The sequence below is a fragment of the Paenibacillus sp. 2KB_20 genome (assembly GCF_052115765.1).
Lineage (GTDB): Bacteria > Bacillota > Bacilli > Paenibacillales > Paenibacillaceae > Paenibacillus_AQ.
This window is the reverse complement of sequence record NZ_JBFRHH010000001.1, coordinates 47,187-73,507: the sequence shown is the minus strand read 5'-3', so window position 1 is coordinate 73,507 and position 26,321 is coordinate 47,187. Positions and strand designations below refer to the sequence as shown.

Genomic DNA, 26,321 nt, shown 5'->3' with positions numbered 1-26,321 from the left:
TCTGCCACTTCCGAAGCTGAACAGGAATATGTCGACTTTATGAAAAGAGTAATAGAGCATCACTGGTGAAATCATTATTCACTGATGACAGAGTATTTTCTGAAAATATGAAAGAGGTGTTTGTTTATGTTAAAAAAGTTAAAATTATTAAGTTTAATTGTTTGTATGCTCGCCAGTCTGTTAGCTGTCGTTCCTTTGACAGCAAGAGCGGCGGCTACAATTGTAAGCTATCCATTACCGCCGATCTATACCACGACCAGTCAATACACGGTAACAGCAGACTCTACAAATATACCGGTAATCGACACTTCGGCGGTATTTGTAAACTATAATTATTGTAATTTCTCTTTTTCAGGTACTACTACAATCACAATAACAGCAAGCGAGCCAATCAATACCTATAATATTTCTCCCAAAGCTTTGGGAATCACTGCAACAAAGAGCGGAAATACACTTACATTTACACTTTCATCACCAACCTATCTTATAGTTAAAATCAATAACCTGAAAGATCTGGTTATTGCGGCAGATGCTCTTGAAACCAATGTTCCGGCTTCATCCGGTACAGGTATATACAATGTTAAAACTCAATACGGTGCCGACAGTACCGGTGCCGCTATGGCTACAACTGCAATACAAAACGCCATAAATGCGGCTAACGCAGCAGGTGGCGGTATCGTATACGTTCCAGCCGGAGTTTACAAGAGCGGAAACCTTGTTCTAAAAAGCAATGTTTCGGTTTATCTGGAGGGTGGTTCTGTTATAAGGGGTTCAGGAAATCCAAGCGATTACACTACTCATTTTCATAAGAATTCTCTGAATAAGGATGGAACATGGTTTATTTATACCGAAACAAATGCAAACAATATTAAGATATACGGCAGGGGGACTATTGACGGCAATGGCCATTATATGAGAAATACAAACAATTATTTGAACAATATTCTTGTACCCTTGCAGTGCAGCAACTTCACGGTTGACGGCATAACCATAAGAGACAGCGGTGGCTGGGCTACAATCGTTACAAGATCTAATAACGTAACATTCCAGAATACAAAGCACTTCAACAACAATGAACTTGATTATGAAAATGATGCAATAGACATTCAAGAGAGCCAGAATGTACTCATAAAGCACACGGTAGCAGTATCGGAGGATGACACATACTCATTTAAGACATGGGATGTAGCAACTACGGATATAGCTGCAAACTGGCCGGGAAGTCCTGAAAACCAGTCAAATGTAGTTGTGGATGATGCTTTGGCTTGGAGCAGATGTGGAGCATTCAAGGTTGGAGATGGAGTGAAACAGCTTCAGGATGGCATAGTTGTTAAAAACTCTTATGTATACAGATGCTGGCGCGCTTTAGCGGTAGGTCATCTTTATGGGACTCCAGCAGCACAAAACATCATATTTGACAATATAGATGTAGAAGGCTTCTGGCCAAGATCCGGTGTTCACTCCAGGTGGTTTGATCTTTCTGCAAAAACCGGTCCGATAAAAAATGTGGTCTATAATAATATCAATTTACGCGCTTTAGGTGAAGTTTCAATAATGAAGGGTTGGAGTGACACATCTACTGTCTCCGGAGTTACATTAAACAATGTTCGCGTCGGTGGTGTTGCGGCAACTACACTCGCAGAATTGAAAATAACAGATACTAACAGCTATGCTGCAGCTCCCAAATTCAACACATTGAAATTTGAAGCGGAAGGTTATAACCTTAGTTCAGGTGTTATATCCTATGAGGCAAGCACTGATGGTGGGCTGGATGTTGGTGGAGGGAGTAATGGCGACTATATAGCATTTAAAAATGTAGACTTTGGTAGTACAGCTAAAACAAGTATTGATTTGAAGGTTGCATCCGCTAATTCCGGCGGAAGGATAGAATTCCACTTGGACAGTCCTACAGGCACTATGCTGGGTTATTGGACGGCAGAAAGCACAGGCGGATGGCAGACATGGTCAGTCAAGAATATCCCGCTTAATGCCGGGACAGCTGTAGGAACCCATACGGTATATGTTACTTTTGTTAAGTCAGATTCAACCACAGTTGCAAATTTAACTTGGTTCCAGTTCAAATAGAATGGAAACGGTTTGATTTAATTGCAATAAGATGGATAAAGGGGTATATCAAATGATATGCCTCTTCATTCAGCTAAAGTTTTTTTCTACGACTGACCAACTAACACAAAAAAACAGCAAGTCTCCTAAGTGAAGTGAAATAGGGACTTGCTGTTTGAGGTTTCAATTAATTCTTAAAGCTATGAATTGGAGCAGGGATTCGTCCGCCACGATTAACGAAGTTCGCGCAGTTGAAGCCGTTTACTGCTATAACTGGTGCATATCCGAGCAGGCCGCCAAATTCGACCAAAGGTCATAGCTTCCAGCTTCTCTAGTGTAAGGGTACCCCGCTGAACCGCTTGAATCATGCCGTGATCTTCATTGACCGGAATAAGGCTCTACTATTAAGTCCACCTACATAGGAGGAGGCCATTACGCCACTTTTTTTAACATTGTCATTTAGGGCGTGTCTGAAAACTATCATTGAGTCAATTTAAAAATGGAAGCTATGTATATAAACGCGAGGAATGACTTAGCCAACTTATCGTAACGAGTGGCCACAAGGCGAAAGTGTTTGATTTTATTGAAAAAGCATTCAACCAAGTGGCGTTCTTTGTACCGATACCAATCGACCTTCCATGGATGTTGACTATTCGTTTTAGGCGGAATGGTGTAAGTGGCCTGTTTAGTCGTAATCCAGTTCCGAATCGCTTCTGAGCCATAGGCTCTATCGCCAAGAATGTGGCTTCCCGTAATATCCAACTCCTGAAGCAATTCGATCGCCGGAACAGAATCATAAACTTGACCACCCGTCAGTAGAAAAGCTAGAGGGTTGCCTAATCCATCGACTACGGCATGAAGTTTGGTCGTTTTGCCGCCACGACTGACGCCGATGTGTTGGTTTACTTCGTGTCCATCTGCGTTTTTTTTGCACCGGCACTGTATTGGTGGGCTTTGACCGATGTAGAATCGATGCTCAAGTTTTTAAAATCGGGTTCGATGTGAAGGGCTTGGAAGATGGCGATAAGGAGTCCGGAGTCTCTCCCTTTGAAGATAGCTTCCATTTTCTGAATATACTGCTCCGGGATTTCATCTAGCAGGGAAGAGGAATTGCTGTCATGACATTCGATGCATACTATCATGGAAAATCAAGCTCGGCGAGTGAACCGGTAATGGAGGCAGTTGTTGCAAATGGGGAGGGAATGATACCTCTAGTGGAATTTGCCTACCATAATCTGAATTACATCGATAACCATCGGATCGGTGTTATGGGACATTCTATGGGGGGGATGTCAACATGGATGACGTTAATGCATTATGGTTCACAGTATTATACTGCAATGGAAAAAGCGAAAACTCCGGAATCGGAAGGCGGAGAAGACATTACGGATCGTGAACTGGAATATGCAAATTCTTTGAATAAAGTATCAGCAGGACTGCCAATAGGAAATATCCGTTTATCAAGTGAAGAAGCTTTTAGCCAAATTCACGCTAACTTAGGAATTATTTATGGTCAATTGGATGAGGGGAATTATGATTTGTCCCAAGGAAATGGTGATCTATCCAACAATACTCTTGAAGGTTTAGTCGCAATTAACTCGATTTTTCCAAAAGAGGAACAGTAGTCAAGCTTTGAGGTAGGTCAATATTATGGGGATGCGGAAAGCCAGACGCTGAGAGTTGTTCATAATCCAAAGCAAACGCATGAGTGGGCACATTTTTCCCAAAAGACAGTTGCTGAAACGGTCGATTTTTTCAACCATTCGTTCGGGCTCTCGCCAAAAATAAAAAATACCGATCAGCTATGGATCTGGAAAGAGCTTTTTAGTTTTATCGGATTATTGGGCATCTTTCTATTGATTTACCCGGCATCCTATTACTTATTAAAAATTCCGTACTTCCGGCAGTTAAAATTAAAAAAAGAACAAAAAAGTTCGTTAACGGGTACGATGAAAACGGAAAAGAGTACAATGAAAACCAGACTTTTTTGGATAAGCTGGCTGCTTAGTTGGCTGTTTTCTGCAGTTGGAGTCATCGTAGCCTTAAAACTAGACCGGTTTATTTTTAAGAGCACGTCCAATTTCATGTCTGTAAAATGGTTTCCGCGGCCGATTACAAACTATATTATGATTTGGGCGATCTTTAACAGTCTTGTTGGATTGGCGCTATTTATATGGAAATACAGACTGGAGAAAAGAAATAGCGCTGAGCTTTCTATTCATCATCTAGGATTAAAAATCGGTCTGAACCACTTGATGAAGACCTTTATTCTTGCTCTATGTATCTTCGGAATCTTTTTTTCTGTTGTATTTATGGCGGAATACATCTTAAATGCTAATTTTAAATTGTGGATATTGGGCGTATTTACATTCCATTCAGATAAGTTCTTGGTATGGATGAACTATCTGCCATTTTTCTTCATTTTCTATCTAACGAACTCGTTGTTTATAAACAAATTGAGTTTCAGCAATATCAAGTCTGAAAAAGTAAACATGATTGTCGCTGGATTCGGAAATGTGGTTGGAATCATGATGATCAATGGAATCCAGTATGCTGTTTTATTTATGACGGGCAACTCATTCTGGCAAGAGACGAGACTTTATCCCATGGTTTTACTTCCCTTTATTTTCTTATTATTTGCAGCCGTACCACCAACACCAAACGTTTTTTGTTCAGAATTTCGATATATATGCATATAATATTTATTTTGGTATAATAGTTAAAATATTACTTTATGATCTAACCATTACATATATTTTCTCTACTGACATTCTATATCAAGAAGGAAAGAAAGGAGGTGAATAAATGAAAAAAGTAGTACTAATCTTATTATTAGCGTGCTTCTCTTTTTCTACTAGTGCATTTGCTGCCTATACTGCAACATCTCATGATTTGACAGTTAGCCAACCAGCTCAATATAAATTAAGTGTTGGCCTATGGAGTTCTACGAATGAAACCGTTGATCTAACGCTTTATTCGAAAGGACCATCTGGTCAACTTAGTACAGTCTTCACGACTACCGTGAATATTGGGCCAACTTCTTCAAGTCCTGTCGAGTATTCAGTAGGTTATCTTAGCCCTGGAACTTATGTCCTCAAAGGACAATTCCAAGGGTCTTATGGTAGTTTAGGACCTGTTAGTTTGAATCAAGCCAATTAATAAAAGACATAGAGATTAAAACGGCCAAGCTCAATCGTATGGCCGTTTTATTTTTTTAATTGAAAAAGGCTCGGTTCAAAAAAATTGACAATGGAGTTTTAGAAGAATTATTTGGCAGGAGTTATGGGGAATTCGAAGAAGATACTAACAGCTGGTAGAAGAAAGAGGTTAGTGGGCGCTGATAGCGTGGATTGCCTAGTCTTAATCAAGTAATCCCTTTACTTATTTTCTTAATGTAATACCTGCTTATTTCTACCCAAAGCCAGCTGTAGAAAAGCGAGAACACATAAATGATGGCGATCGTACTCAGGCTAAATGTAGATGAAACTGCCGGGCCCAGAACAGGAAATCAAAAAACGTATAGCAACAAAAGGATTCCTGCCCGCAAAGACAACGACCCGGTAATCACGACCGGCAAACGTATGTTCAAATATATCAGCGAACCGCCAACCCCAAGCCCCAATAAGCCTGTCGTGAAAGGAAAAACGATCAGTTCGCTTGGTTGGATAAAAAAGAGAAGCAACATCGTGAGCAAATAGGCGGTCAGACCGGAACCGACGGAAAGGATCGTACATAACACAATGGGGGCTGTAGCGAGGGGACTAATCAAGTAGCCTATCCCTGGCAGTAACCCTCCCATGGATTGAAAAATGGCGGATAGCGCGTCAAGAAAAGCGACCGTAATCATGCAGCACATCCTGTCTTTTAATGAGAGATGTGCTGCCGATATAAAATAATGCGGTATATATTCCTATTGATTTAATCCGGCACATTTCGTAATACTTTCTCTATATTTACCGGGAGTAATGCCTTCGATCTTCTTAAAAACCCGAATGAAAACAGTATCGCTTGTATAACCGACCATCTTGGCAATCTGTGCGTTGGTCAGCCCAGGATCCGACATCAGTTTCTTAGCGTGATCCATGCGTACGACAGTCAGATAGTCGTTGAAGTTCTGTCCACTCACTCTTTTAAAAAATTGTGAAATATATTGCGGCGTGATCTGCAAATGCTCAGACACTAAATTCAAGCTCATGTTTGGATCGGCGTAATTCGCTTGAATGCAGGTTTGAATTTGCAGAAGGAGCTGTTCATTGTGATCGCTTCGTTCCAGTTTGAACGATTCGGCGGCCGATACATACAGGTCCTTCGCTTTTTCAAACATTTCGTCGGTTGTTTTACAGGAAACCAGGAATCGCACAGGGTGGATGTCACCTTCTGTAAGCTTCCGGTAGGCCAGCGTATCCGAATCCGATGCCATGATACGCAACAGGGTACCGGCAAGACTGAATAATAAGCACCTCCCAAGCTCCGGAGTGATGGATTCGTCGCGAAAATTTCGATCGAACAGCTGTGTGAGCAGTTGGATAACTTGCTCTGTATCGCCGCTTCGAATACAGTTAATTAACTGCAGCTCGGTTTCGACGGGGTAATAATATTGCAGCTTTTTCTGGCGAATATCATGATAGTAAAAGGTCGACAGCTGCCCATTGACCATCCTGTACTCTAAGGCGGCAGCCGCTTCCAAATAGGCTTCCCCAATCTGATGCTGGCCCTTATGAACGCCGCTTACGGCTATGCTGATCTCCAGCTTGAACCTAGTCTCCAGCATGCGATGCAATTCGGATACGATGTCCTTCACCCGGCAAGCCGGATGATCCATCTGATCCGGCATTAGATTAACGAGCAGGGCCAGCCGGTCTTTCTCCAAGTCGATCGTATGTATCGTATGGCCTTCGTAGATTGAATCTTCAGCCAGATTGGAGATGATAAATCGCACCAATGCCCATTGTTTTTCACTTTGGTTCGGTGCGAACCGGGACATGTCGTCCACTTGAACGAGAATGACGGCAAAATGAGGAAATGGAAAATGGATGCCCATAAATTCCAGCGACTGTTTCATTTGCTCTTGAGGTTCAAAGTAGCCTTGAAGCACACGATGCAAATAGTTAGAACGAAGAATGGGCAGTTGTTGAGTCAGTTTGTTTTTAATATGCCTTTCTTCATCCCAGGAAATCTTCATCATTTCCAGGATGTAGTCAAATTCATTCACAGCAGGTTTACGTGGATGAGACTTTCCGGCCTGAATCGCCTCTATCATTCTCTTGATTGGAAAATAGTTTCTGTACGCGATTCCATATGCAGCTGCACTCCCCGCAAGGATACATAGCAAGAGAAGCCACAGCGCAAGATGCTCCATTTGTTTCACTTTCTGTAGATATATATTCAAAGGCATCACAGCAATATAGTACCATCCGACTTGTCCCGAGGTTGTGAATGATACCGTTACATCTTGACCGTTCAGATTGTAATTGCGTAAACCGGAGTTCGACTTCAGTTCATTCAATATCGAGTGTGATAACGGACTTGCACCAGGGGTACTGCTGATGAGTTCATGATTTTGGTTCACGATATAAACGGAACTCCCGTTTGCGGACTCGATTTGTCGTGTCATTTCGTGAATCTTGGTTTCATCGATCAGAACCGTAAGATTCCCTTTAATATTGGATGTGTCTTCGACCGGCAACGATTGCATAAAGGTAATCACTTGCATGGGGTCATCCTTCAGGTAGCCGTTTCGTTGTAAGGTGGAGGACGGCAGGTATGTTTGACTATGATAGCTAGTCATCTGCTTACGCCATTCTTCATGGGTCAGATGTTCAAAGCGATAATATTTATCATAAAAGTTGTGAGAATCGGTTACGAGATTCGGTTTGATTACAGAATCGCTTCGGTCCAAAAAAATATAGAAATCGTACACAAAATCCTTGGTAATTCTCGAATGCATGTTTAAATAATCTCTTGTAAACTGGACCAAATGATACCGTTCTGACAAGTCTTTGTGTTCCGTATCCAATAAATAACGCAGCTTCGGATTGAGTATAATTTGATGGGATAATTGTTCAATTTCTTTAAAATTGCTGTCTATATTGAGACGCATCTGCTCCAGCATGCCGAGATTGGACCGTTCCGCATTGGATTTCATGATATGTTCAATATTGGTATAGAACACAAACCAAATCAGGATGGGAACCAGGAGCAGAAGACAATTGGATACGAGCATCCTGATGAATAGGCTCCTTCTTTTGCTTCCGGCATTCTTTCTTCGAATGATTGAAAACATGGCGATCCTCCTAGTATAGAAAAGCTTGCTCAATCCCTATAATTCGGGAAGAGCAAGCTTGCTCCCTTCGTTGGATGACCGATTCGTGTGATGATCATTCTTTTAACGCACCAATCAGGACACCGTGCACAAAATACTTTTGCAGAAACGGGTACAGGCATAATATTGGAAGTGTAGATATGATAATCGTCGCATATTTGATCGTGATCCCGATGTCCAACCGATCTGTGGCTGCTGCATCGGTCGTCATACTGTCCGTACTATTCGAGATCAGAATTTCACGGAGCACTAGCTGTAGAGGAAATAACTCCCGATCACGCAAATAAATCAATGCACTAAAGTATGAATTCCAATGTCCCACTGCATACCACAGCACCATGACGGCAATAACGGGCATCGAAAGAGGCACAATGATTCTGCTCATAATAATCCAATCATTGGCCCCGTCGATCCGCGCGGATTCCTCCAAACTAACGGGTACCGCTTGAAAGGCGGTTCGCATAATGATCAAGTTAAATGAACTGATAGCCCCGGGCAAGAGAAGAGCCCAAGGCGTATCCAGCATGCCGAGACTGTTCACCAGCAGAAAGGTTGGAATCAGCCCCCCATTGAACACCATCGTAATCACGATGATGAGCATGATGGAATTGTTGAAATAGACGTTGCGGCGAGAAAGGGCATAGGCACCGAGCGTTGTCATGAATAGGTTAATGATTGTGCCGCCAGCAACATAGAAGAGGGTGTTCCGGTAGCCGGTCAGAATCATGGGATTATCTATAACGGCTTTATACGCATCCAGATTAAACCCGGTCGGGAAAAACAGCATGCCGCGAAATCGGGCGATTTCTGCAGGATCGCTTAAAGATGCGAATAATACGTATAGGAACGGATAAAGCGTGACGAAGCAAAGCAGGAGCATGAAACATGTATTGACGACGGAAAATATCGATTCACCCAGGCTGCGTTTGTGAAACATACCGGTCCTCCCTTACCACAATTTATGTTCGCTCACTCGTTTGCTAATGGAATTGGCGAGTACGATCAGAATGAAGCTGATGACCGAATTGAATAACCCAACGGCAGCGGTATAACCGAAATCGGCTCCCAGGATACCTTTCCTGAATACATAGGTAGAGATGACATCGGCCGTCTCATAGGTCATCGGATTGTACATCAAAATAATTTTCTCGCTCCCGACGGAAAGCATGGATCCCATGTTGAGAATGAGCAATATCACAATGGTCGGCATGATCCCGGGCAGGGTAATATGCAAGGTCTGTTTCCATCGTCCCGCTCCGTCAATCCGGGCCGCATCATAGAGAGTCGGATCAATGTTGGCTATGGCGGCGAGATAGATAATAGAGCCCCATCCGATTCCCTGCCAGACGCCGGAAGAGACGTACATGAACCGAAACCACCCCGGCTCCTGCATGAAGGCAATCGGTTCAAGTCCGATCATGCCAAGAAGTTGATTCACCAGACCGTCGCGGGCAAAGAAATCGATCATCATCCCGACCACAACGACGATGGAGATAAAGTGCGGGAGATAGCTTATCGTCTGGACGATCCGTTTAAAAAAACTCCTGCGAATCTCATTAAGCAATAAGGCAAGTATGATCGAAGCGGGGAACGCAAACAGCAATTCATAGATATTGATCAGCAAGGTGTTCCGAATCAGTCTCCAAAAATAGTAGTTTCCAAAAAAACTTTCAAAATGATCGAAACCCATCCATGGACTTCCCCAAATTCCGTCGGCAAGTCCGTAATCTTTAAAAGCAATTTGCAGACCATACATGGGACCGTAATGAAAAACGATGTAGTAGGCAACGACGGGCAGCAGGATAAGATAAATGTAGCGGTTCCGTATTATGTCCTTTTTTATCATGCTCCATTTCTTCTCTGCCCGGTTCCCCGTTGCCGTCTTCACAATGTTTCTCTGTACATTAGGCATGGTTTACTCCTTCTTTGAATACCGGAGAACGGCAAGCCGCAAGCTTTCCGTCTCCAGTGTAGTAGGCATGTTATCGGTTGTTATAGCGTTCCAATCCGGATTGCTGCATTTGAATTGCCTCGTCGATACCCATGCTTTTCATGGTAGCGACATACTCATCGAACTTATCCAGCGATTCTGCGCCCATAATGAATTTAACGATCATTTCATTTTTATACGTATCGATATCGTTCATGATCGAGGCATATCGGCTATTATTTTCCCGGGCGATGGTGATCGGAGGCATTCTTTTTTCATTCGAAGGTTCTGCCCAGACCGTCAAAGCCTCTTGCTGCTCCGGTCTGGCCGCATATTGCTCCATATAGCGTACATCCTGCAAGAAAGGACCCGCATCAGCGGACAAGACATGCTGTTTCAGGGATTGGGCAAGCGGCAATCCTTCCGGATTGTTCATGACGGAATCCATATATTTCGGATAACCGTCAACCATCGTATAGGATGTGCCTTCTTTACCGAAGTTCATGATCATTCGTCCTTCTTCACTATAGAAATAATCGAAGAATTTTACGGTTTCAGCGATGTGCTTGTTGCTTTCAGTTATAGCAGTGAATATGCCGACAATCTGATTGTCCATTTGACCGAATATCGGTTTACCGCCAGATTGTGACGTCGGATAGGGTGTGGCAATAAGCTTGAATTGCGGTTCCTTGGACTCCATTAAATCCATAAACCTGCCCATGCCTCCGCCTACAGCCATAACAGCCGCACCGACCTGATTGCCGGTTATTTTGGCATCGTACATTTTGCTGTCATTGGCTGCAAAGTCTTTGTCCAGCAAGCCTTCATTGTACCAACGGTTCATAGTTGTAAGGTATTGCTTATATTCGGGTTGAACGGGGCCATATTTAACCGTATTTCCTTCGTGATAGAAGCCGTTCGGGATGCCAAAAGCGCCAGTAAAGGCAAGTTCGCCTGCTCCCATCATGATCGGAATTTCATCCACCTTTCCGTTGCCGTTGGGATCTTGTTCCTTAAACGCTTTCAAAACGGTATACCATTCGTCGATGGTTCTGGGAATAGGCAAATCCAACTTGTCCAACCAATCTTTACGTATAACCGGGCCGGAATGGGTTTGCAGTTTTCTCACGGGGCGGATGAACGGAAAACCGATAAGATCGCCATCGTCCGTTGACGCCTGTCTTCTCCATTCCGGGTTTTCGTCCAGCAGCTTTTTGAAGTTAGGCGCTTGGTCCAAATAGTCATTTAATGGAATGATCTTTCCATCCTTAATCGCTTTTTGAGCGCCTCCCGGATAATTATTCCACGAATATTCAACGACATCGGGCAGCGATTTCGAGGCCATCATCAAGTTGAATTGTTCGCCAGCTTGGCCTTGGGCCGGGTGTTGGTAATCGATTTTGACACCGGTTTTATTTTCGATTTCTTGAATAGCGGTAATCTCACCATAGCTTTTCATAATAGCGGCTGCGTCGGGATGCATCTGTTTCCAATACGATAAGTTGCTCAAAGGTTGGGTTGACTCTGTGGATTCCGTACGCCCCTTTGGCATCTTCTCACTACTGCAGCCGGCCATCGCTGTGGCAACCAGTCCCAGAGATGTTATAACAGGTATAAGCTTTTTGATGATGTTCCTGCTCATCTGCATAAACCGTAGTTCCTCCTCCATATTTGATGTGCTTTTGACATATTCAGCATAAAGGATGGTTGTTTTTTCCGGAATCATATAAAATCAGGAAAGGGTTGCCATTATTAAGATCAAGCACTGGCGAATATAAAACTGAATCGACCATATTAAAGATTGGCCCTTATAAGTGGGGAGAGATTGCAAATCATTGGGGTTAAGCAGCGAGCCGCAAGCTGCAAGCTGCGAAAAAATCTTCGCATAGTTTCAACAAGTTAAAGTCGGAGACGTGCATGAACTGCAACAAACAAAAAGAGTGGACGCTAGATTGTGAACAGCCGTGTTTGATGCTCCACGCGATCTCGTGTTAGATGTTTGGACGGAAGAGGAGAATCTGTTGAAGTGGGGAAGCGAATGGGGATAGATAAGAATGTGTGAGGAGGGGAAATAGATGACATTTGTTTATTAAATTCTGACCCATTTATTGCATCGGGGTGCAAATCATTTGAAATAAGGACGCTAAAGCTGGCCAACGAAGAAAATAATTATTTACTAGCGAAATGGGGGCATTTAAACAATAATGGAATTATTATTTGTTTGGACTTTAAGGTTCTCGGGTTCGCGAGTATCCAAACGTTAGACGAAATCATATGAACCAGGAAAGGATGGGAGACAATGAAATTAGAGATTTTAACGGTGCCCTCTTATTGGAAAACTGAAATGAAACAAAAATATTATCAACTTTATGAGGAAAACAGCAAGTTGGTTGTTTTGTTTCCCGGAAAAAACTATCCTTGTGATAAACCAATTCTACATTTTGCTGGAACCTCCGCACTTCAAAGTGGTTTTGATTTATTGGTACTGGAATATGGATATCAAGCTGCGAGAACGAATTTGGATGTTAATGAACTGCAAAGAGTCATAGAAGATAGCCACGAATCGGTTCAACGAATCATTGGCAAGTACAAGCAAGTTGTTTTTATTAGTAAGAGCATAGGGACAATAGTTGCTGGTGAAGTTCATGGGAAACTTGAAATTCCAATCAAACACTTATTTTTGACACCAATCAAAGATACAATTCACTATATCAACAAGTTTAACGGACTTGTGGTTTATGGAACAAAGGATGAAGTGTTTAATAATGAACTTGCAAATCAAATTAACATAAACAAAGTTAGAGAGGTCATTGAAATTCCTAATGCCAATCATTCTTTAGAGACCGAAAATGTTGAGGAAAGTATTGAGATTCTAAGTAAACTCGTAAGGATATATATGGAATTTCTAAGCAAGTAATCAGTTGTAGGTTAGACAAAGTGACTTCGTCTAACGCCTTATCACACATAGGCGTACGCACCTTAAGTCGCTGGTGCTAACAACTCATAGAAAAGAGGCATCCGCAAGATCTTAGATCTTTTGGGATGTCCCTTTTGAGTCAAATATACGCTTTACAAGCGTCAGTTGATATTTTGCATCTTCGCAGGCGATGGAGCCGCACCGGCTGACTTTCTTTTAGCCAGATCCATCTTACGCTGCAGCATGCCAAGCACGATATCCGCAACGATCGCCAGCACAGCGGCAGGAATGGCACCTGCAAAGATTCGGAGGGAGTTGTTGCTGTTCAATCCAGCGTATATTTCCCGTCCCAGCCCGCCTCCACCGACGAGGGGAGCAATCGTTACTACGCCGATGGCGATGACGGCGGCAATACGCAGACCCGACATGATATAAGTCAACGCAAGCGGAAAACGCACTTTCACGAGCATTTGGAAGGGGCTCATCCCAATTCCTTTTCCGGATTCAAGATAGCTGGGGTCGACCTGTTTTAACCCAACGTACGTATTACGTGCGATTGGATTCAGTGAATACAGGAAGAGTCCCACCATGACCGTTGTCGTTCCGAGTCCCATCCATAACATGAGAACCACGAGCATCGCCAAGCTTGGTACCACCTGAAGGATGTTGGTGATAAACAAAATGATCTTGGCAGCCCATTTGCTCTTAGAGCAGAGGATGCCAAGCGGTACTCCGACGATGAATGCCAGTCCCAGACCGATAACCACCATTGTAATATGCTGGATGAAATACTCCCAGAGCAACCCCTGATTTCGTGATATATACGACAAAAAGTCGGCAAATGTTAAATGTTCATTTTCCATGCTTACCCTCCTTTAGCTTTTCAAGAGGCCCTGCTCTTTCAAGTACGCGATCGCGACCTCTCGTTCGCTTTTCTTCTCAATGTCCACCTGATAATTAAGCGATATCATCGTATCTGCATCCAAATGACCGATTAAAGGCGCTATCGTATCCTGGATTTCAGGATGCTTCTTTAAAAGGTCCGAACGCAATACCGGACTTGCATCATATGGAGGGAAGAATTGCTGGTCATCCTGAAGCGTCTGCAATTGGTAGGCTTTCAGCCGGGAATCCGTAGAATAGGCCAACACGATATCCACCTGCTCATTGGCTACCGCACTGTATACCAGGCTGATTTCCATGGGGAACACCTGACCGAATTTAATGTCATATGCTTTGGAGAACGCCGGATATCCATCCGTGCTTCTCTCCAGCCATGTGGTATCTACCCCAAGCTTCATACGGTCCATGTCTTTTTTGACATCGGAAATTTTGGTATATCCATTGGCTTCGGCCAGATCCTTTCTTACCGTGAACGCGTAGGTGTTCTCAAAACCCAGAGGGTTCATCCAGGTGAACCCGAAGTGTTCCTGAAATCCATCTTGAGCTTCCTTCAAGACTTTGGCGCGGTCTTTGGTACCGCTGATCGGGAAATGGTTGTTGAAAATTTCACCGGTATATAATGTTGCTATTTGAACGTCGTTTCTTTTCATCGCATTAATGACCAATGAACTTGATGCCAGATCCGGGATAATATCCACCTTCAGATCGGTTTGGTCTTCAATCAGAGCTTTATACATTTCAGCCATAATCTTGGTTTCGGTATAGGTTTGAGTCCCGATCGTAATCTCGCTTTGAATTCCGCATGCGGAGGTTAAAGCGGCAAGAGCCATCATGCAGATTAACATCGGAGCCCATTTAAGCTTTTTCAGTTTCATCACGCCTTCCTTGTTCCGTCCGCCTCGATGTCTACGGTTGATGTGACTCATATCGCAGCGTCCCGGGTCTGAGTCTGATGGTAGTGTTTGCTTAGCCAGCCCTCAAGCAGCCCAAGCAGACCGTCAGCTACAAGTGCCAAGAGAATGGCACCAATGCCACCGATGAAGATCATCTCGGGCTTGTTGACACCAAGTCCAGATACAATAAGCTGGCCTAAACCGCCAGCACCAATCAGGGAAGCCAGTGTTGCCCAACTGATGATGTACACGGTCGTAATGCGGATACCGGACATGATGTAAGGAAGCGATAAGGGAAGCTGAATCCTCAAAATCGTTTGGGCGGTGCTGTATCCCATCCCCCTGGCCGAATTGAGCACCCCTTTATCCACGGAGTGAAAACCGTCATAGGTATTTCGCAGGATGGGCATGAGGGAGTACAGAAACAGCGCCAATATGGCCGGCTTCATGCCGATGCCGAGCAGCGGAATCAGAATAGCCAGAAGCGCCAGGCTTGGAACCGTCTGAAACAGGTTCGTAATGAAAAATACGATGCTGTTGATCCAGCCTATCCGGTTGTATACCAACAGGATTCCGATCGGTACGGCAACAACAGTCCCCAAAAGCACGGCAGAGAATGAGAGGACCAGATGCTCCTGCAATGCCTTTAGAATATCCGGATAACGATCCGTGATAAAACTCCAGAATGCGTTCATATCACTCATCCTCTCCGTTCAGCACCGGAGGAACCATCGTTGGATAGACTTCGGCCAAATGTTTAACCACACTGCCTCTTGTGATTAATCCGAGGAACCGGTTATTACTGTCTATTACAGGGAGATTGCTGAGCTGATGGCTGTCCATGATCTCGATGGCCTGCGGAAGCGTGCTTCCCGAAGCCACGGAAAAACGGACCGGATGCATAACGTCCGCCACGGTTTTGCCTTCCTCGCCGTATTGGTCGAGAACCCGATAGATTGAAACCGCTCCTTGAAGCTGACGGTTACGGTCCACAATCAGCAGTGAATCGACCCGCTTCATTTCCATCATCTTGATGGCTTCAGCTAATCCCCGGCTCGGGAATGCCGTGACCGGATTCGTAATCATCACTTCATCTACAAGCGGAATTTCATAGGCGCTTTCATTTTCATTTTGCAGACGTTTGGAACCGATAAAGTCACGTACAAAATCGTTTGCGGGATGCCGTAAAATGCTGTCCGGTCTACCCATTTGAACCACTTCGCCATCTTTCATCAGAACGATGGTATCCGCGATTTTAATAGCTTCATCCATATCATGCGTCACAAAAATAATGGTTTTATTGAGTTCCTGCTGAAGCCGAATCAGCTCATCCTGAAGCTGCTCACGGCTGATCGGATCCAGTGCGGAGAACGGCTCGTCCATCAGGATGATATCGGGTTCAGCGGCAAGCGCCCGCACTACGCCTACGCGCTGCTGTTGTCCGCCGCTTAGCTCGGATGGATAGCGCGTACCATAAATGGTGTGGTCCAGTCCGACCATGTCCAATAATTCATTTACTTTTTGTTCTGTTTTGTCTTTATCCCACTTTTTCAGACGTGGAACCACGCCCGCGTTCTTTGAGATATTCATATGCGGAAATAAACCAACGCTTTGAATGACATAGCCGATATTGCGCCGCAGTTCAACCGGATTCAATCTTGAGATATCCTTACCGTCAATCAGAACTTTGCCCGATGATGGCGTATTGAGCGCGTTGATCAGCTTCATGGTAGTCGATTTGCCACAGCCACTCGGTCCGATGAGGACGGTAATTTCCCCTTTTTTGAATTCCAGATTAATGTCTTTCAGCGCGTGAAAGCCATTATCGTAAACCTTGTTCACATGCTCCAGTACTATCATTCAATCGCCCCTTTGCAAGCAGTATCCATATTATGCGGAGCATTTGGCATATCATCCATCGGGACCCAAAAATTGTTGAAGGAAAAGTGTGGTGCCAGAGATAAGGGAAGGCTTCAGCCTTGTTATGTAGAAATGGAAAATGAAGCTAAGCAAGTTAGCTTTAAAAGAAATCAAAATGGAATAGGATTAAGCGCATGATTAAGGGGTGGAGAAAGATCTAAGAGGAAGCCCTGAGGGTACTAACAATTTAAGTTAAAAATCATCGTTATGGTATTGACTTACATACCCAAAATTCCACCTTTATATGCATTGTAGCTTTCCAAACTGTGCAATCCCTTGTTACATCCATCCGAAGAAGTATTCCAAGCCTGTATGCCCCTGTTCGTATTCGGGAAAATATGCGATCTCATACATGAATCCCTGTTATACCTGCGAGAATCAAGCAGCTATGTCATGGTGCTACTGCTTCCCTCGGCCCAAATGGATATATGCAAAATGCGTAAGCAGGTAACGAGCCTCTTTCGAGAAGGACCGTATAACTGCCTAATGCATTAATATGTCAAATTCTATTACCCAGTTAGCATTAGTTTGAAACATGTATACAGAACGATTTTGTATTTTTAGTACTTCGGGTCCAGAACTGTCCATGAAGCAGACCCGCTCTGTAAGGACATTGCTCAACCGGAAAGTATGGGCGATCCAAGTTTTGAGATTTTTGAGTATTGTACTATGATAAACTTGATTCCATTGATTGAACGATGGTAGGAGACAGTCCCTTTTAAGGAGTGGTAGATATGGCGCGTGTGTTATTTATTAATGGTGGATCTGAAGGACATATCAATCCAACGATTGGCGTTGTGCAAGAGCTTATTTCGCGTGGAGAAGAGGTCGTGTACTTTTGTATAGAAGCTTTTCGGGAGCGTATCGAGAAGGCGGGGGCAACCGTTCGAACATTTGACGATCAAAAATTTATTAAAGCCTTTATCTCAGGTGGGAGAGATTATTTGCTCGAAAGAGCCAACGGTCTTTTACTTACGGCAGATATCGTCATACCAAGCGTTCTTGAACAGATCAAAGGAGAGCATTTTGATTATATCATTCATGATTCCATGTTTGGTTGCGGTCGTTTACTTGCTCAAATTCTTAAGCTTCCTGCAATCAGCTCTTGTACTACTTTTGCGCAGACAAAAGAATCGTTCGATAAGGTGCTTGAACCATTTTTTAATAATGTCCCTGCAGACATCGTTAAACCTATACACGATAAATTCCAAAGCCTGACGGCAATGGTGCAGGAAAAATATGATGTGGAGATCGATTCGCCTTACGAAGTGCTGTGCAATCCTGCGCCGCTTACGATTGTTTATACAACAAGGGAGTTTCAACCTGAAGAAGAAGCATTCGACCAAACGTATAAATTTGTAGGTCCATCCATCTCTTCACGATTAACCCAAGAAAACTTCGACTTTACTGCAATCCAGGGGGAAAACCCCATTTACATATCACTGGGTACAGTGTTTAATCATGCAATGGATTTTTATAAGCTTTGTATTGAGGCATTGGGGAACACGGACCATACCATCGTCATGTCGATTGGGAGTAAAGTCCAAGTTTCTGATTTAGGTGAAATTCCTACAAACTTCATCGTAAAGAATTACGTTCCACAAACAGATGTACTGCAACATGCTAAATTATTTATTACACATGGTGGAATGAATAGTGCCCATGAAGGTCTATATTATGGGGTTCCGCTCATTGTAATCCCACAAAGCGCAGATCAGCCAATCATAGCGGGGCAAGTCGCCCATATCGGAGCAGGCATTACATTACAAATGCAAAGCTTGACTGCAAATCAATTGCGTGAAGCTGCAGATCATGTGTTAAGCCTCTCATCTTTCAAGAAAGCCGCCGCCAATATTAGGGAATCCTTTCGACGATCAGGTGGCTATCATCAAGCAGTTGATGAGATTTTTGAATATAAAAGTCAATATAGATCTGAATAAAGAGTGTGTGTTAAAAGTAACGCGGAATCGAATGCGCAACTAAGAAGCTGCTGCAGAGATATTCGGCAGCTTTGCTGTGCTACATGGAAGGCGATAAGTCAATTGATAAATGATTGAAGAAGAGTGGTAGTGGATTAGAGGAAGGATTAACATCAGATAACAAGAAATTCGCACTACTGGACTGCCGCCGCTTGGTAGTCAGATGTATAATCATGGAAGAAAGATTCAGTGAACGTCATGCGAAATATAGCAAATATTTATATGGCAAGGTGATTCTTAGATGCCGTTAAATTACAAAATACCAGAAACATGAGAAAAGCCAGAAACTTCATTAACTACCTGAGCACACTGTCAATGATTATATAGGTTTTTATATTAGCTTTAATAATGATGATGACAGATATGAATGCACACCAGAGGACGCTGTGATTTTTGGCAAAACTGGGGTAGATTGAAGGAATTACTGAGATTAATGATGCATACGCATACATTACTGATTTAAGAAAACAAATTTCAATTGAGATAAAAGAATAGTGATGGTTCATAGTATTGCAATAACGCTTCGACTTCGCTTAACACGATATTTACGCGGTGTCGATACAGCCTAGAAAATTTAAATCAAGGATAAGGAGATGATTCGATGACTGCAAAGCCACAACTGGTATTAGATTTAGCTGGTGTATTAATTAGTAATTTTTCATCTGCGGTTTGGCTGCAATTATCTGAGGATTCCGAAATCTCATTCCAAGACATTCGAGAACAATTTGATGAGATTCGAAAGGATCTATGGACTGGAAAGATTAAAGAAGATGAATTTTGGGAATGGATGAGCCTGCGAATGAAGCAGATCAACAAAGAGCGGGCCAGAGCGTTGTTGATGCAATCACTGGAACCGCTGCCAGGATTAAATTACTTGGCTGAATGGAGTGAAATCGCAGATATTCATATATTAAGTAATCATTGTAAGGAATGGTTGGAACCGATTTTAGAAAGAGTAGAACCTTATACAAGGAGCATAACGATTTCAAATCAAGTAGGGTTAAGAAAACCTGATATCCGAATTTATCAACATGTCGGGAAACAATTTGAACCAGGCCAAACGGTTGTTTATATTGATGATCAAGAAAAGAACCTAAAGCCTGTTATCGAACTTGGATGGAAAACCTTGTTAGCAGATAAAGAGCATAAATGGATAGAACAAGTTGAACCGATGCTAGGAAAGAGCCTTTTGTTAGCAAGTCGAGAAGAGGGCCCATAAGTATAATAAAGGATTACACTTATTTAGGGGGAGAGAACTTGATCAGAAAAGAGATTCAATTGATTTTAGATAGCTTACCAGAAAGAGAATTGCAAAAAATATATTGGTCAATAAAAATATTTCAAGAAAACTATTTATACAGGGAAAAATTAATTGAAAAAGCCGTAAACATCTCAGATGTATTTGATGGAGCAACAGAAATTATTAATAGATGGGATAAGACATTTACACTAAACATTAGTGAAGATGTAAAAGAAAGCATTTATTACAGTCAATATAAGTGGCATATTTTTAGTTATGAAATACAAGATTGTTTGAAAAAACATGAAGCAAGAAATGCTTTTAATACAGAAAGTAAAGATAAATTATATGTAATGTACCAAAACTCCCCCGATGTATTTCTATACAGTAACGCAAATGCCATAGTCGCGGAGGATTTTGATTCTCAACAAGATATATATATTTTTGATAAAAACTTTACTTGGACGTATGTGAATACCCATGAAGACATGTGTGGGCCGTATTTTTACAAAGTGAAATAATTTCGACAGTAACCAGATTACTATACATTTGGGAGGGATTCAGGAAGTGGATAGAAAACCAGTATTCATTATTTTCGTCATCTTGTGCTTACTAATTAGCGTAAGTTGTAGTAATAAGAGAGAAGTTACTACAGACGACATTGACAATATTAAATTAGAATTAATAGAACAAAAAGAAGAAGCAAATGGAAAAGTGTTCACATTAAAATTACATAACAAATCCAGTCATATTATAGTACAGAATAATGTATATTTAAGTTTTCCCATAAAAGTTGAAAACGGTATTAGAGGCAATGATTTTAAGATTGAAGCTAGAAATAATAAACTCAATATTAATCCAGGAGAAGAATTACTTCTCACCGTATTTGCTCCTAAGGAAATGTATGAAGGAAATCATAATATTGACTTAGAAGATCCTCATATCGAGATTAAAGGTTTCTTAAATGAAGTAACCGAAATCAATCAATTCAATATGATTGGAGGGCATCGTACTATGGACTCGTAGATATAAAAGCGTTATATGCAATCACTGTAACGAGTTTCAAGGAGGAGAAATGAATATTGATCTCAGACAAACAATTCAGAGTACCATTGAACGATACATATCGCCAACCGCTGAAATTTTAAGTATTAATGATCTTGAGTTAGCCTACGGTTTATCAGCCGTTGCACTAAAGAGACATGAAATACGATTGAGAGATACTAATGATGAAAGAACTATTAATCTTATTTCAAAGCAAGCAACTCTGATTGAAAGGCGAGTGCTTTCACATCTTTTCGAACAATCAGCAAATGTACCTTTTAGTTACACACCTGATTTAATAAGTAGTAATAGAGTGTATCTTTGCATGCAAGATGTTGACTATGAGACAGATTACAGTCATTTGAATTATCATTTGCTTCAATCAAATGAACTATTGGCATTATCTCATATTCATGCAGTTAATTATCAAAAGTCGGATGAATTGAGTTGGCTCCCTTTTGCAGACCCCAATCATATTGAGTATGCATTAAACGAAAAGTGGAGACCAAGTTGGGATGAGGCAAAGCTGGATGCAGATTTTATTAGTACATTTGGTCAATATATTTCTGAAGTTGAACAATCAGCAAAATATATTGTTAAAGACATCAAGGAAGTGCTTTTAGACCAAAGTTCCCATACCCTCATACATAATGATTTACATCCTGGAAATACATTAATTTATAACAATAAAGAAGTATATTTTATTGATTGGGAAGAAGCGAGATATGGGTCTTTGTACTTAGATATTTCACTTAGATTTAGAGAAACTTCCCAAGCGGAAAATTATAGGCAATTGGTAAATTCGCGGGGGCTGAACTTATCAAAGGATATTTTTACGAGACGTTTTAATGTAGCTTCACGATATATGGGATTACGTTATATGTCATGGTTCCTGCAGGTATGGAAAGAAGAAGAGAGATGGCTGAATGAACTAAATAAGTATCTGAAGATGGAGATATCGTAGATAAGATGATGAATGTGATTCACAGTAGGGAATTTAGCATAAAGAATACACGAAATACAATGAGAATGCTCGACTCTTAGTATGATAAAATCATGATAGAAAAGAAGAATTAGAACGAAGTTGTAGGAGGTAGAACGAATGAAATGGCAAGAAGTAAGAGAACTGTTCCCTGACCAATTTGTTCTGGTTTCCATACTTAATTATCATGTGGAAGGCAACAAAAAAATAGTAGACGAAGTTGCACCGATTCGCACAATATCAGAAGAAGATGCTAATAAAGAGTTTTTTCAAGCAAAGCCTGGGAATTTAGTTTACCATACTTCAAATAAAGACTTTGTGATTCATATTCGCCGGGATCCATTAATGAGAGTGAGAAGTAATCGTAATGAAAATTAACTATGACGGACAGTTAATTACGACGTCACTTGCCGTTACATTCAGAGGAAGAATGTTGAGAATAGATGATATAATTATAGATACAGGATCTTCACATACAATAATTAGTCCTGATATTTTAGAGGAAATCGGTGTGACCTATGAAACAGGGGATTCCATATATGAAGCATACGGGATTGGCGGAAGCATTCCGTTCTACACAAAAATTATGGACAGGATTGAAATAGGTGCAAGAAGCATAGAAAATATTGAAATAGATGTAGGAATACTGCCTAAAGATCATAAAGGGCTACTTGGATTGGATATTTTGAAACAACAAAATTTTATTATTGACTTGAAAACCTTAGAATTACGTATTTAAACAATGGATTTAAAAGAATTGATAAGCGAAGTCGAAGACGTCGCTGAAATCATATAACAATGCATCTAGGCTGCGGGCATTCGCTCCTTGGTTGTCAAGTGCACAAGTATAGTATTCAGACAACACGAACCGACTTAAGATAAAAATTTATTTTTTACTGCAGGCGGCTTATCCATGGTAAGAACAAAATTTAAGCACTGGGCTGAGCGAAATATTGAATCACTGAGTTTATCTCAACAGAATTTGTAAAGCACAAAATGGACGAAAGTATTGTCCCTAATTCATCTGTAGGCTTGATCCATGAATCAAACGTTTGTTTAGGCCGGGTAACTGTTTGGGCATCATGCCAAATGGAATTTGAAGTAGCTAATATAGAAACGGAAAAAATGATTCTTTGGAAGTATAGAGAAGGTCTCCGAGGATGCTGAGTTTGATTCTATTTTGAAAGAATATTTTGATGTTTTACAATCTGGTTTCATTACTCAGCCTAAGATAAGAAATGTCTAAGGCTGGGTTGTTTCGTTAATATCCACGTGAGCTACTAGGAGAAAACCTGTGAAGGACAAATAAATCACATAATGGAGTTGTATCTCATGTTGATACTAGAACGAGCAATAAAAAGTGATGCACAAAAACTTGCTGAAATACAAAAGGCCAGCTTTGATGATGAATTGAAGCATTTTAATAATAATGAAATCTGTGGCCCACTAGGATACGATTCCGTAAGTTGGCAAGAAGAGATGATGCATAGTTGTGAATATTTTAAAGTGCTCTATAATGGAGAAATCATTGGGGGCGCAATGATATTTATAGAAACCAATCAAGTGCATAATCTAGGGCGGATTTTTATTGATCCAAACTATCAGAATCAAGGAATCGGTAAAAAAGTAATGAAAGAAATTGAAGGAAGTTTTCCGGATAGCGTAAAATGGTGGCTTGATACTCCTAGGTGGAGTGTCAAAAATCATCACTTCTATACAAAGTGTGGATTCACCAAAGTCAGAGAAGAAGGTGACCTATATATTTTCGAGAAGACTATCTAGTTCCTTATCAGGAGTAAATATGACTATCTCGGGATATATAGCAGATGAAGTTCCATCTGTGGAGATCCAATTACCTTGTATATGTTTTTTGTTGTTCTATTATTAAGTAGTAAGCTGATACTGAAATAAATTAACCTGAGAACTGTGGGGAAATGAAGATGACGAAGAAGCTATATTACGAATCCGCTTATATTCGGGAGTGGGAGACACGAATCACACGCAGACTGGAGCGGGAGGACGGGACCTATCTAGTAATGGAGGAATCGGCCTTTTATCCGCACGGTGGAGGGCAGCCCTGTGACCTAGGGTGGATCGATAAGATTCCCGTTCTTGATGTTGTTCAGGAAGAAGGAGAAATTCTGCATAGAGTCGAGCGTTTGCCTGAGAAGGAAGAGGTTAGCTGTCGTTTGGATTGGAATAGAAGATTCGACCATATGCAGCATCATAGCGGCCAGCATCTCCTGTCTGCCATATGTCTGGAAGTATGCCAGGCGGAAACACTCAGTTTTCACCTGGGTCAAGATTACACTACGATTGATATCGCCCGATCTGACCTGTCTCAGGCCCAACTGATGATGCTGGAATTGGAAATTAACGATCAGATTTACCTTAATCGAAAAGTAACGAATTATTTTGTGAGCCGGGAGCAGGCTGCTGCCCTGCCGCTTGTGAAGCAGCCAAAGGTAACCGGCGATATCCGGATCGTTGAAATCGAAGGTATCGAATATAACGCTTGTGGAGGTACACATGTCTCCGCAACGGGTGAGATCGGAATGATTAAACTGCTGAGAGCCGAGAAGCAGAAGGGGCATATGCGCATCTATTTTAAATGCGGATATCGAGCGTTGAATGAATTTAATGCCGGAATGGAGATTCTCGGCAGCCTATCGGCTAGGTTTAATACCGGAAAGGAAGAGATTCTAGATCGGATTGCAAAATGGGATCAAGAACAGAAGCAGCTCCAGGCTGAATTGAACACCGTGAAGGCCGAGAATGATGCTTACCTGGCGGGAAAGCTGTTGGCAGACCGTCAAGGCAGCCTGATCAAACACGTTTTTGCGGACAAGCCGCTGAAGGATATGCAGAACCTGGCGGCCAAGCTTACCGAAGAAGCTAAACTTATCGTGCTCTTCGTGTCCAACGCAGACAATAAGCTAGTCCTCGCTCAAGGAGGAAAGAGCGGACTCGCCTGCGGTGCGTTCTTCAAGCAGCACCTGGCCGATTTTCGCGGTAAAGGCGGGGGCAGCGACAAGATGGCGCAGGCCGGTTTTGCCACCGGGGAGGATGCCATGGCGTTTTACCATTTTGCGGCGCAGTCATTAAATCAGTCTGCAGAGGAGTAAGCGGTCTATAAGTAGAAAGTATCCAAGAAGCTCAAACAATAAACGCCTCAACCTAAGATAAAAGCTATTTAGGATGGGGCGTTTTGTGCATACGTTATTTCAAATGGAATCTAGAGTTAATGACATCAGATAACATAGTATTTACGCATTGGATATTTAACATTTATATCGAAAGGAATTAAACATGAGGGACATCATAAACATAAAGAGACTAACTACAATAGAAGAAGCTGAATTATTGGATCAAGAATTTGCTAAGCGTTATGGGTGGTATCGACAAGGAGATTATTATCATAAGTGCCTGAGTGAGAACACTACCAATAAAAGAGTAACCATGATTGCTTATTACAATGATTCGTTAGCAGGATGCTGTCATTTAATCTATGAATCACAGTATCCTTATTTTATTGAAAACAATATTCCTGAGATTAATGATTTGAACGTATTTCCAGACTATAGAAGAAAGCATATAGCAAATAGATTATTTGATGAATTAGAACATATTGCCTCAAAGACCTCTAAATACATAGGGCTAGGAGTAGGGTTATACAGGGATTATGGAAATGCCCAAAGAATGTATACATCTCGTGGATACGTGATGGATGGTAGGGGTATGTCCTATAAAAATGTTCAAGTAATACCAGGAGAATCAGTTAAAGTTGATGATGATCTGTTAATTTATTTAGTTAAGAATTTAAAGAGCGAGTTGTAAGTGTCAAAAGAAAGACGACGGTTAATGGGGGAGAATGGAGCGAATACAAGAAAAACAGCATGAGAAACTTATGAATGCCCTAATATTATCAGTAATCATTGTAAATACATAAACACAATACCGGTGACAAGTACGGTTCTTCAAGAATTAATAAATAATCTAAAGAATTTAGATAACTATATTGAGAGACTATCCTTTGTCGGGTTATCTGCAATAAACGAATGGAGGTTAAAAAGAAGTATCAAAAAAGCAGGAGTTACCCTTAAAATATCTTATTATTCTGACCCTGA

The 26,321-nt window shown here is 41.7% G+C and carries 26 protein-coding genes and 1 pseudogene; 16 read left to right on the top strand and 11 right to left on the bottom strand.

The window, feature by feature from the left end; genetic code table 11:
- Nucleotides 1-126: 126 nt before the first annotated feature.
- On the top strand, nucleotides 127-2,085 hold the full coding sequence (locus AB4124_RS00405) for a carbohydrate-binding protein (RefSeq protein ID WP_098748102.1): 1,959 nt from the start codon (nucleotides 127-129) through the stop codon (nucleotides 2,083-2,085).
- Nucleotides 2,086-2,251: 166 nt separating this feature from the next.
- On the opposite strand, the pseudogene AB4124_RS00400 reads toward AB4124_RS00405, so the two are convergent.
- Together AB4124_RS00400 and AB4124_RS00395 are read right to left on the bottom strand one after the other, a co-directional pair.
- Nucleotides 2,252-2,527, bottom strand: a pseudogene (locus AB4124_RS00400) (DUF711 family protein); the annotation flags it as partial.
- 17 nt (nucleotides 2,528-2,544) lie between these two features.
- A complete protein-coding gene (locus AB4124_RS00395; RefSeq protein WP_441971599.1) occupies nucleotides 2,545-2,958 on the bottom strand; it encodes an IS5 family transposase in 414 nt (137 codons plus the stop codon).
- A 224-nt stretch (nucleotides 2,959-3,182) separates the two neighbouring features.
- Between AB4124_RS00395 and AB4124_RS00390 the strand changes: the two genes are divergently transcribed.
- The 3 genes from AB4124_RS00390 to AB4124_RS00380 all read left to right on the top strand — a co-directional run bounded on the left by AB4124_RS00390 (nucleotide 3,183) and on the right by AB4124_RS00380 (nucleotide 5,223).
- A complete protein-coding gene (locus AB4124_RS00390; RefSeq protein ID WP_441970525.1) occupies nucleotides 3,183-3,689 on the top strand; it encodes an alpha/beta hydrolase family protein in 507 nt (168 codons plus the stop codon).
- Nucleotides 3,690-4,148: 459 nt separating this feature from the next.
- Entirely contained in the window at nucleotides 4,149-4,763 is a 615-nt protein-coding gene (locus AB4124_RS00385) for a hypothetical protein (RefSeq protein ID WP_441970523.1), read from the top strand.
- A 106-nt stretch (nucleotides 4,764-4,869) separates the two neighbouring features.
- Entirely contained in the window at nucleotides 4,870-5,223 is a 354-nt protein-coding gene (locus AB4124_RS00380) for a hypothetical protein (protein ID WP_339266741.1), read from the top strand.
- A gap of 349 nt (nucleotides 5,224-5,572) precedes the next feature.
- Here AB4124_RS00380 and AB4124_RS00375 read toward each other — a convergent pair whose 3' ends face one another.
- The 5 genes from AB4124_RS00375 to AB4124_RS00355 all read right to left on the bottom strand — a co-directional run bounded on the left by AB4124_RS00375 (nucleotide 5,573) and on the right by AB4124_RS00355 (nucleotide 11,964).
- A complete protein-coding gene (locus AB4124_RS00375) occupies nucleotides 5,573-5,911 on the bottom strand; it encodes a hypothetical protein (RefSeq protein ID WP_441970521.1) in 339 nt (112 codons plus the stop codon).
- Between the two features lie 63 nt (nucleotides 5,912-5,974).
- Nucleotides 5,975-8,347 (bottom strand): AraC family transcriptional regulator, encoded by a 2,373-nt coding sequence (locus AB4124_RS00370; RefSeq protein WP_441970519.1) that lies wholly within the window; start codon nucleotides 8,345-8,347, stop codon nucleotides 5,975-5,977.
- Nucleotides 8,348-8,441: 94 nt separating this feature from the next.
- On the bottom strand, nucleotides 8,442-9,323 hold the full coding sequence (locus AB4124_RS00365; protein ID WP_076325790.1) for a carbohydrate ABC transporter permease: 882 nt from the start codon (nucleotides 9,321-9,323) through the stop codon (nucleotides 8,442-8,444).
- A gap of 12 nt (nucleotides 9,324-9,335) precedes the next feature.
- Nucleotides 9,336-10,298, bottom strand: coding sequence for an ABC transporter permease (locus AB4124_RS00360; RefSeq protein ID WP_076325791.1), 963 nt, complete (start codon nucleotides 10,296-10,298; stop codon nucleotides 9,336-9,338).
- A 70-nt stretch (nucleotides 10,299-10,368) separates the two neighbouring features.
- Nucleotides 10,369-11,964 carry an extracellular solute-binding protein gene (locus tag AB4124_RS00355; protein ID WP_441970516.1) on the bottom strand — a complete coding sequence of 532 codons (1,596 nt, stop codon included), beginning with the start codon at nucleotides 11,962-11,964 and terminating at the stop codon, nucleotides 10,369-10,371.
- Nucleotides 11,965-12,615: 651 nt separating this feature from the next.
- Here AB4124_RS00355 and AB4124_RS00350 point away from each other — a divergent pair.
- The gene (locus tag AB4124_RS00350; protein ID WP_441970514.1) at nucleotides 12,616-13,233 is read left to right on the top strand and encodes an alpha/beta hydrolase; all 618 of its coding nucleotides are present in this window, start codon (nucleotides 12,616-12,618) and stop codon (nucleotides 13,231-13,233) included.
- Nucleotides 13,234-13,394: 161 nt separating this feature from the next.
- Here the strand turns inward: AB4124_RS00350 and AB4124_RS00345 are convergent, their stop codons facing one another.
- From AB4124_RS00345 to AB4124_RS00330, 4 genes are read right to left on the bottom strand one after another with little or no spacing between them, the layout of a single operon-like run.
- Nucleotides 13,395-14,096 (bottom strand): ABC transporter permease, encoded by a 702-nt coding sequence (locus AB4124_RS00345; RefSeq protein ID WP_441970512.1) that lies wholly within the window; start codon nucleotides 14,094-14,096, stop codon nucleotides 13,395-13,397.
- A 12-nt stretch (nucleotides 14,097-14,108) separates the two neighbouring features.
- Nucleotides 14,109-15,062: a glycine betaine ABC transporter substrate-binding protein gene (locus tag AB4124_RS00340; protein WP_441970511.1), complete on the bottom strand. Its 954-nt coding sequence runs from the start codon at nucleotides 15,060-15,062 to the stop codon at nucleotides 14,109-14,111.
- Nucleotides 15,059-15,724, bottom strand: a complete 666-nt coding sequence (locus AB4124_RS00335) for an ABC transporter permease (RefSeq protein WP_441970509.1) — start codon at nucleotides 15,722-15,724, stop codon at nucleotides 15,059-15,061. Before AB4124_RS00335 ends, AB4124_RS00340 begins: the two co-directional genes overlap by 4 nt.
- A gap of 1 nt (nucleotide 15,725) precedes the next feature.
- On the bottom strand, nucleotides 15,726-16,889 hold the full coding sequence (locus AB4124_RS00330; protein ID WP_441970507.1) for an ABC transporter ATP-binding protein: 1,164 nt from the start codon (nucleotides 16,887-16,889) through the stop codon (nucleotides 15,726-15,728).
- A 794-nt stretch (nucleotides 16,890-17,683) separates the two neighbouring features.
- On the opposite strand from AB4124_RS00330, the gene AB4124_RS00325 reads away from it, so the two are divergent.
- The 11 genes from AB4124_RS00325 to AB4124_RS00275 all read left to right on the top strand — a co-directional run bounded on the left by AB4124_RS00325 (nucleotide 17,684) and on the right by AB4124_RS00275 (nucleotide 26,031).
- Complete coding sequence (locus AB4124_RS00325; protein WP_441970505.1) at nucleotides 17,684-18,889, top strand: macrolide family glycosyltransferase; 1,206 nt, start codon at nucleotides 17,684-17,686, stop codon at nucleotides 18,887-18,889.
- 640 nt (nucleotides 18,890-19,529) lie between these two features.
- Nucleotides 19,530-20,147 carry an HAD-IA family hydrolase gene (locus tag AB4124_RS00320; RefSeq protein WP_441970503.1) on the top strand — a complete coding sequence of 206 codons (618 nt, stop codon included), beginning with the start codon at nucleotides 19,530-19,532 and terminating at the stop codon, nucleotides 20,145-20,147.
- 38 nt (nucleotides 20,148-20,185) lie between these two features.
- The gene (locus AB4124_RS00315) at nucleotides 20,186-20,689 is read left to right on the top strand and encodes a DUF4275 family protein (protein WP_441970501.1); all 504 of its coding nucleotides are present in this window, start codon (nucleotides 20,186-20,188) and stop codon (nucleotides 20,687-20,689) included.
- Between the two features lie 46 nt (nucleotides 20,690-20,735).
- Nucleotides 20,736-21,194: a hypothetical protein gene (locus tag AB4124_RS00310; RefSeq protein ID WP_441970500.1), complete on the top strand. Its 459-nt coding sequence runs from the start codon at nucleotides 20,736-20,738 to the stop codon at nucleotides 21,192-21,194.
- 49 nt (nucleotides 21,195-21,243) lie between these two features.
- Nucleotides 21,244-22,176, top strand: a complete 933-nt coding sequence (locus AB4124_RS00305) for a phosphotransferase (protein WP_441970499.1) — start codon at nucleotides 21,244-21,246, stop codon at nucleotides 22,174-22,176.
- A 138-nt stretch (nucleotides 22,177-22,314) separates the two neighbouring features.
- Nucleotides 22,315-22,572, top strand: coding sequence for a hypothetical protein (locus tag AB4124_RS00300; RefSeq protein WP_430105472.1), 258 nt, complete (start codon nucleotides 22,315-22,317; stop codon nucleotides 22,570-22,572).
- Nucleotides 22,562-22,933, top strand: a complete 372-nt coding sequence (locus tag AB4124_RS00295; RefSeq protein WP_430105470.1) for an aspartyl protease family protein — start codon at nucleotides 22,562-22,564, stop codon at nucleotides 22,931-22,933. The genes AB4124_RS00300 and AB4124_RS00295 overlap by 11 nt, the downstream gene beginning before the upstream one ends.
- A 257-nt stretch (nucleotides 22,934-23,190) precedes the next feature.
- On the top strand, nucleotides 23,191-23,361 hold the full coding sequence (locus AB4124_RS00290; protein ID WP_441970496.1) for an immunity protein TriTu family protein: 171 nt from the start codon (nucleotides 23,191-23,193) through the stop codon (nucleotides 23,359-23,361).
- A gap of 165 nt (nucleotides 23,362-23,526) precedes the next feature.
- A complete protein-coding gene (locus AB4124_RS00285) occupies nucleotides 23,527-23,976 on the top strand; it encodes a GNAT family N-acetyltransferase (RefSeq protein WP_441970494.1) in 450 nt (149 codons plus the stop codon).
- A 158-nt stretch (nucleotides 23,977-24,134) separates the two neighbouring features.
- On the top strand, nucleotides 24,135-25,319 hold the full coding sequence (locus tag AB4124_RS00280) for an alanyl-tRNA editing protein (RefSeq protein WP_441970492.1): 1,185 nt from the start codon (nucleotides 24,135-24,137) through the stop codon (nucleotides 25,317-25,319).
- Nucleotides 25,320-25,503: 184 nt separating this feature from the next.
- Nucleotides 25,504-26,031 (top strand): GNAT family N-acetyltransferase, encoded by a 528-nt coding sequence (locus AB4124_RS00275; protein WP_441970490.1) that lies wholly within the window; start codon nucleotides 25,504-25,506, stop codon nucleotides 26,029-26,031.
- Nucleotides 26,032-26,321 lie beyond the last annotated feature (290 nt).

Bases quoted from the DNA above. Each gene is read 5' to 3' on its own strand.
- AB4124_RS00370 (WP_441970519.1), bottom strand. From the start codon at position 8,347: ATGTTTTCAATCATTCGAAGAAAGAATGCCGGAAGCAAAAGAAGGAGC.
- AB4124_RS00335 (WP_441970509.1), bottom strand. From the start codon at position 15,724: ATGAACGCATTCTGGAGTTTTATCACGGATCGTTATCCGGATATTCTA.
- AB4124_RS00325 (WP_441970505.1), top strand. From the start codon at position 17,684: ATGGCGCGTGTGTTATTTATTAATGGTGGATCTGAAGGACATATCAAT.
- AB4124_RS00345 (WP_441970512.1), bottom strand. From the start codon at position 14,096: ATGGAAAATGAACATTTAACATTTGCCGACTTTTTGTCGTATATATCA.
- AB4124_RS00330 (WP_441970507.1), bottom strand. From the start codon at position 16,889: ATGATAGTACTGGAGCATGTGAACAAGGTTTACGATAATGGCTTTCAC.
- AB4124_RS00350 (WP_441970514.1), top strand. From the start codon at position 12,616: ATGAAATTAGAGATTTTAACGGTGCCCTCTTATTGGAAAACTGAAATG.
- AB4124_RS00355 (WP_441970516.1), bottom strand. From the start codon at position 11,964: ATGCAGATGAGCAGGAACATCATCAAAAAGCTTATACCTGTTATAACA.
- AB4124_RS00340 (WP_441970511.1), bottom strand. From the start codon at position 15,062: ATGAGTCACATCAACCGTAGACATCGAGGCGGACGGAACAAGGAAGGC.
- AB4124_RS00305 (WP_441970499.1), top strand. From the start codon at position 21,244: ATGAATATTGATCTCAGACAAACAATTCAGAGTACCATTGAACGATAC.
- AB4124_RS00385 (WP_441970523.1), top strand. From the start codon at position 4,149: ATGTCTGTAAAATGGTTTCCGCGGCCGATTACAAACTATATTATGATT.
- AB4124_RS00275 (WP_441970490.1), top strand. From the start codon at position 25,504: ATGAGGGACATCATAAACATAAAGAGACTAACTACAATAGAAGAAGCT.
- AB4124_RS00295 (WP_430105470.1), top strand. From the start codon at position 22,562: ATGAAAATTAACTATGACGGACAGTTAATTACGACGTCACTTGCCGTT.
- AB4124_RS00405 (WP_098748102.1), top strand. From the start codon at position 127: ATGTTAAAAAAGTTAAAATTATTAAGTTTAATTGTTTGTATGCTCGCC.
- AB4124_RS00360 (WP_076325791.1), bottom strand. From the start codon at position 10,298: ATGCCTAATGTACAGAGAAACATTGTGAAGACGGCAACGGGGAACCGG.
- AB4124_RS00280 (WP_441970492.1), top strand. From the start codon at position 24,135: ATGACGAAGAAGCTATATTACGAATCCGCTTATATTCGGGAGTGGGAG.
- AB4124_RS00300 (WP_430105472.1), top strand. From the start codon at position 22,315: ATGAAATGGCAAGAAGTAAGAGAACTGTTCCCTGACCAATTTGTTCTG.
- AB4124_RS00365 (WP_076325790.1), bottom strand. From the start codon at position 9,323: ATGTTTCACAAACGCAGCCTGGGTGAATCGATATTTTCCGTCGTCAAT.
- AB4124_RS00290 (WP_441970496.1), top strand. From the start codon at position 23,191: ATGGACGAAAGTATTGTCCCTAATTCATCTGTAGGCTTGATCCATGAA.
- AB4124_RS00285 (WP_441970494.1), top strand. From the start codon at position 23,527: ATGTTGATACTAGAACGAGCAATAAAAAGTGATGCACAAAAACTTGCT.
- AB4124_RS00375 (WP_441970521.1), bottom strand. From the start codon at position 5,911: ATGATTACGGTCGCTTTTCTTGACGCGCTATCCGCCATTTTTCAATCC.
- AB4124_RS00380 (WP_339266741.1), top strand. From the start codon at position 4,870: ATGAAAAAAGTAGTACTAATCTTATTATTAGCGTGCTTCTCTTTTTCT.
- AB4124_RS00390 (WP_441970525.1), top strand. From the start codon at position 3,183: ATGACATTCGATGCATACTATCATGGAAAATCAAGCTCGGCGAGTGAA.
- AB4124_RS00320 (WP_441970503.1), top strand. From the start codon at position 19,530: ATGACTGCAAAGCCACAACTGGTATTAGATTTAGCTGGTGTATTAATT.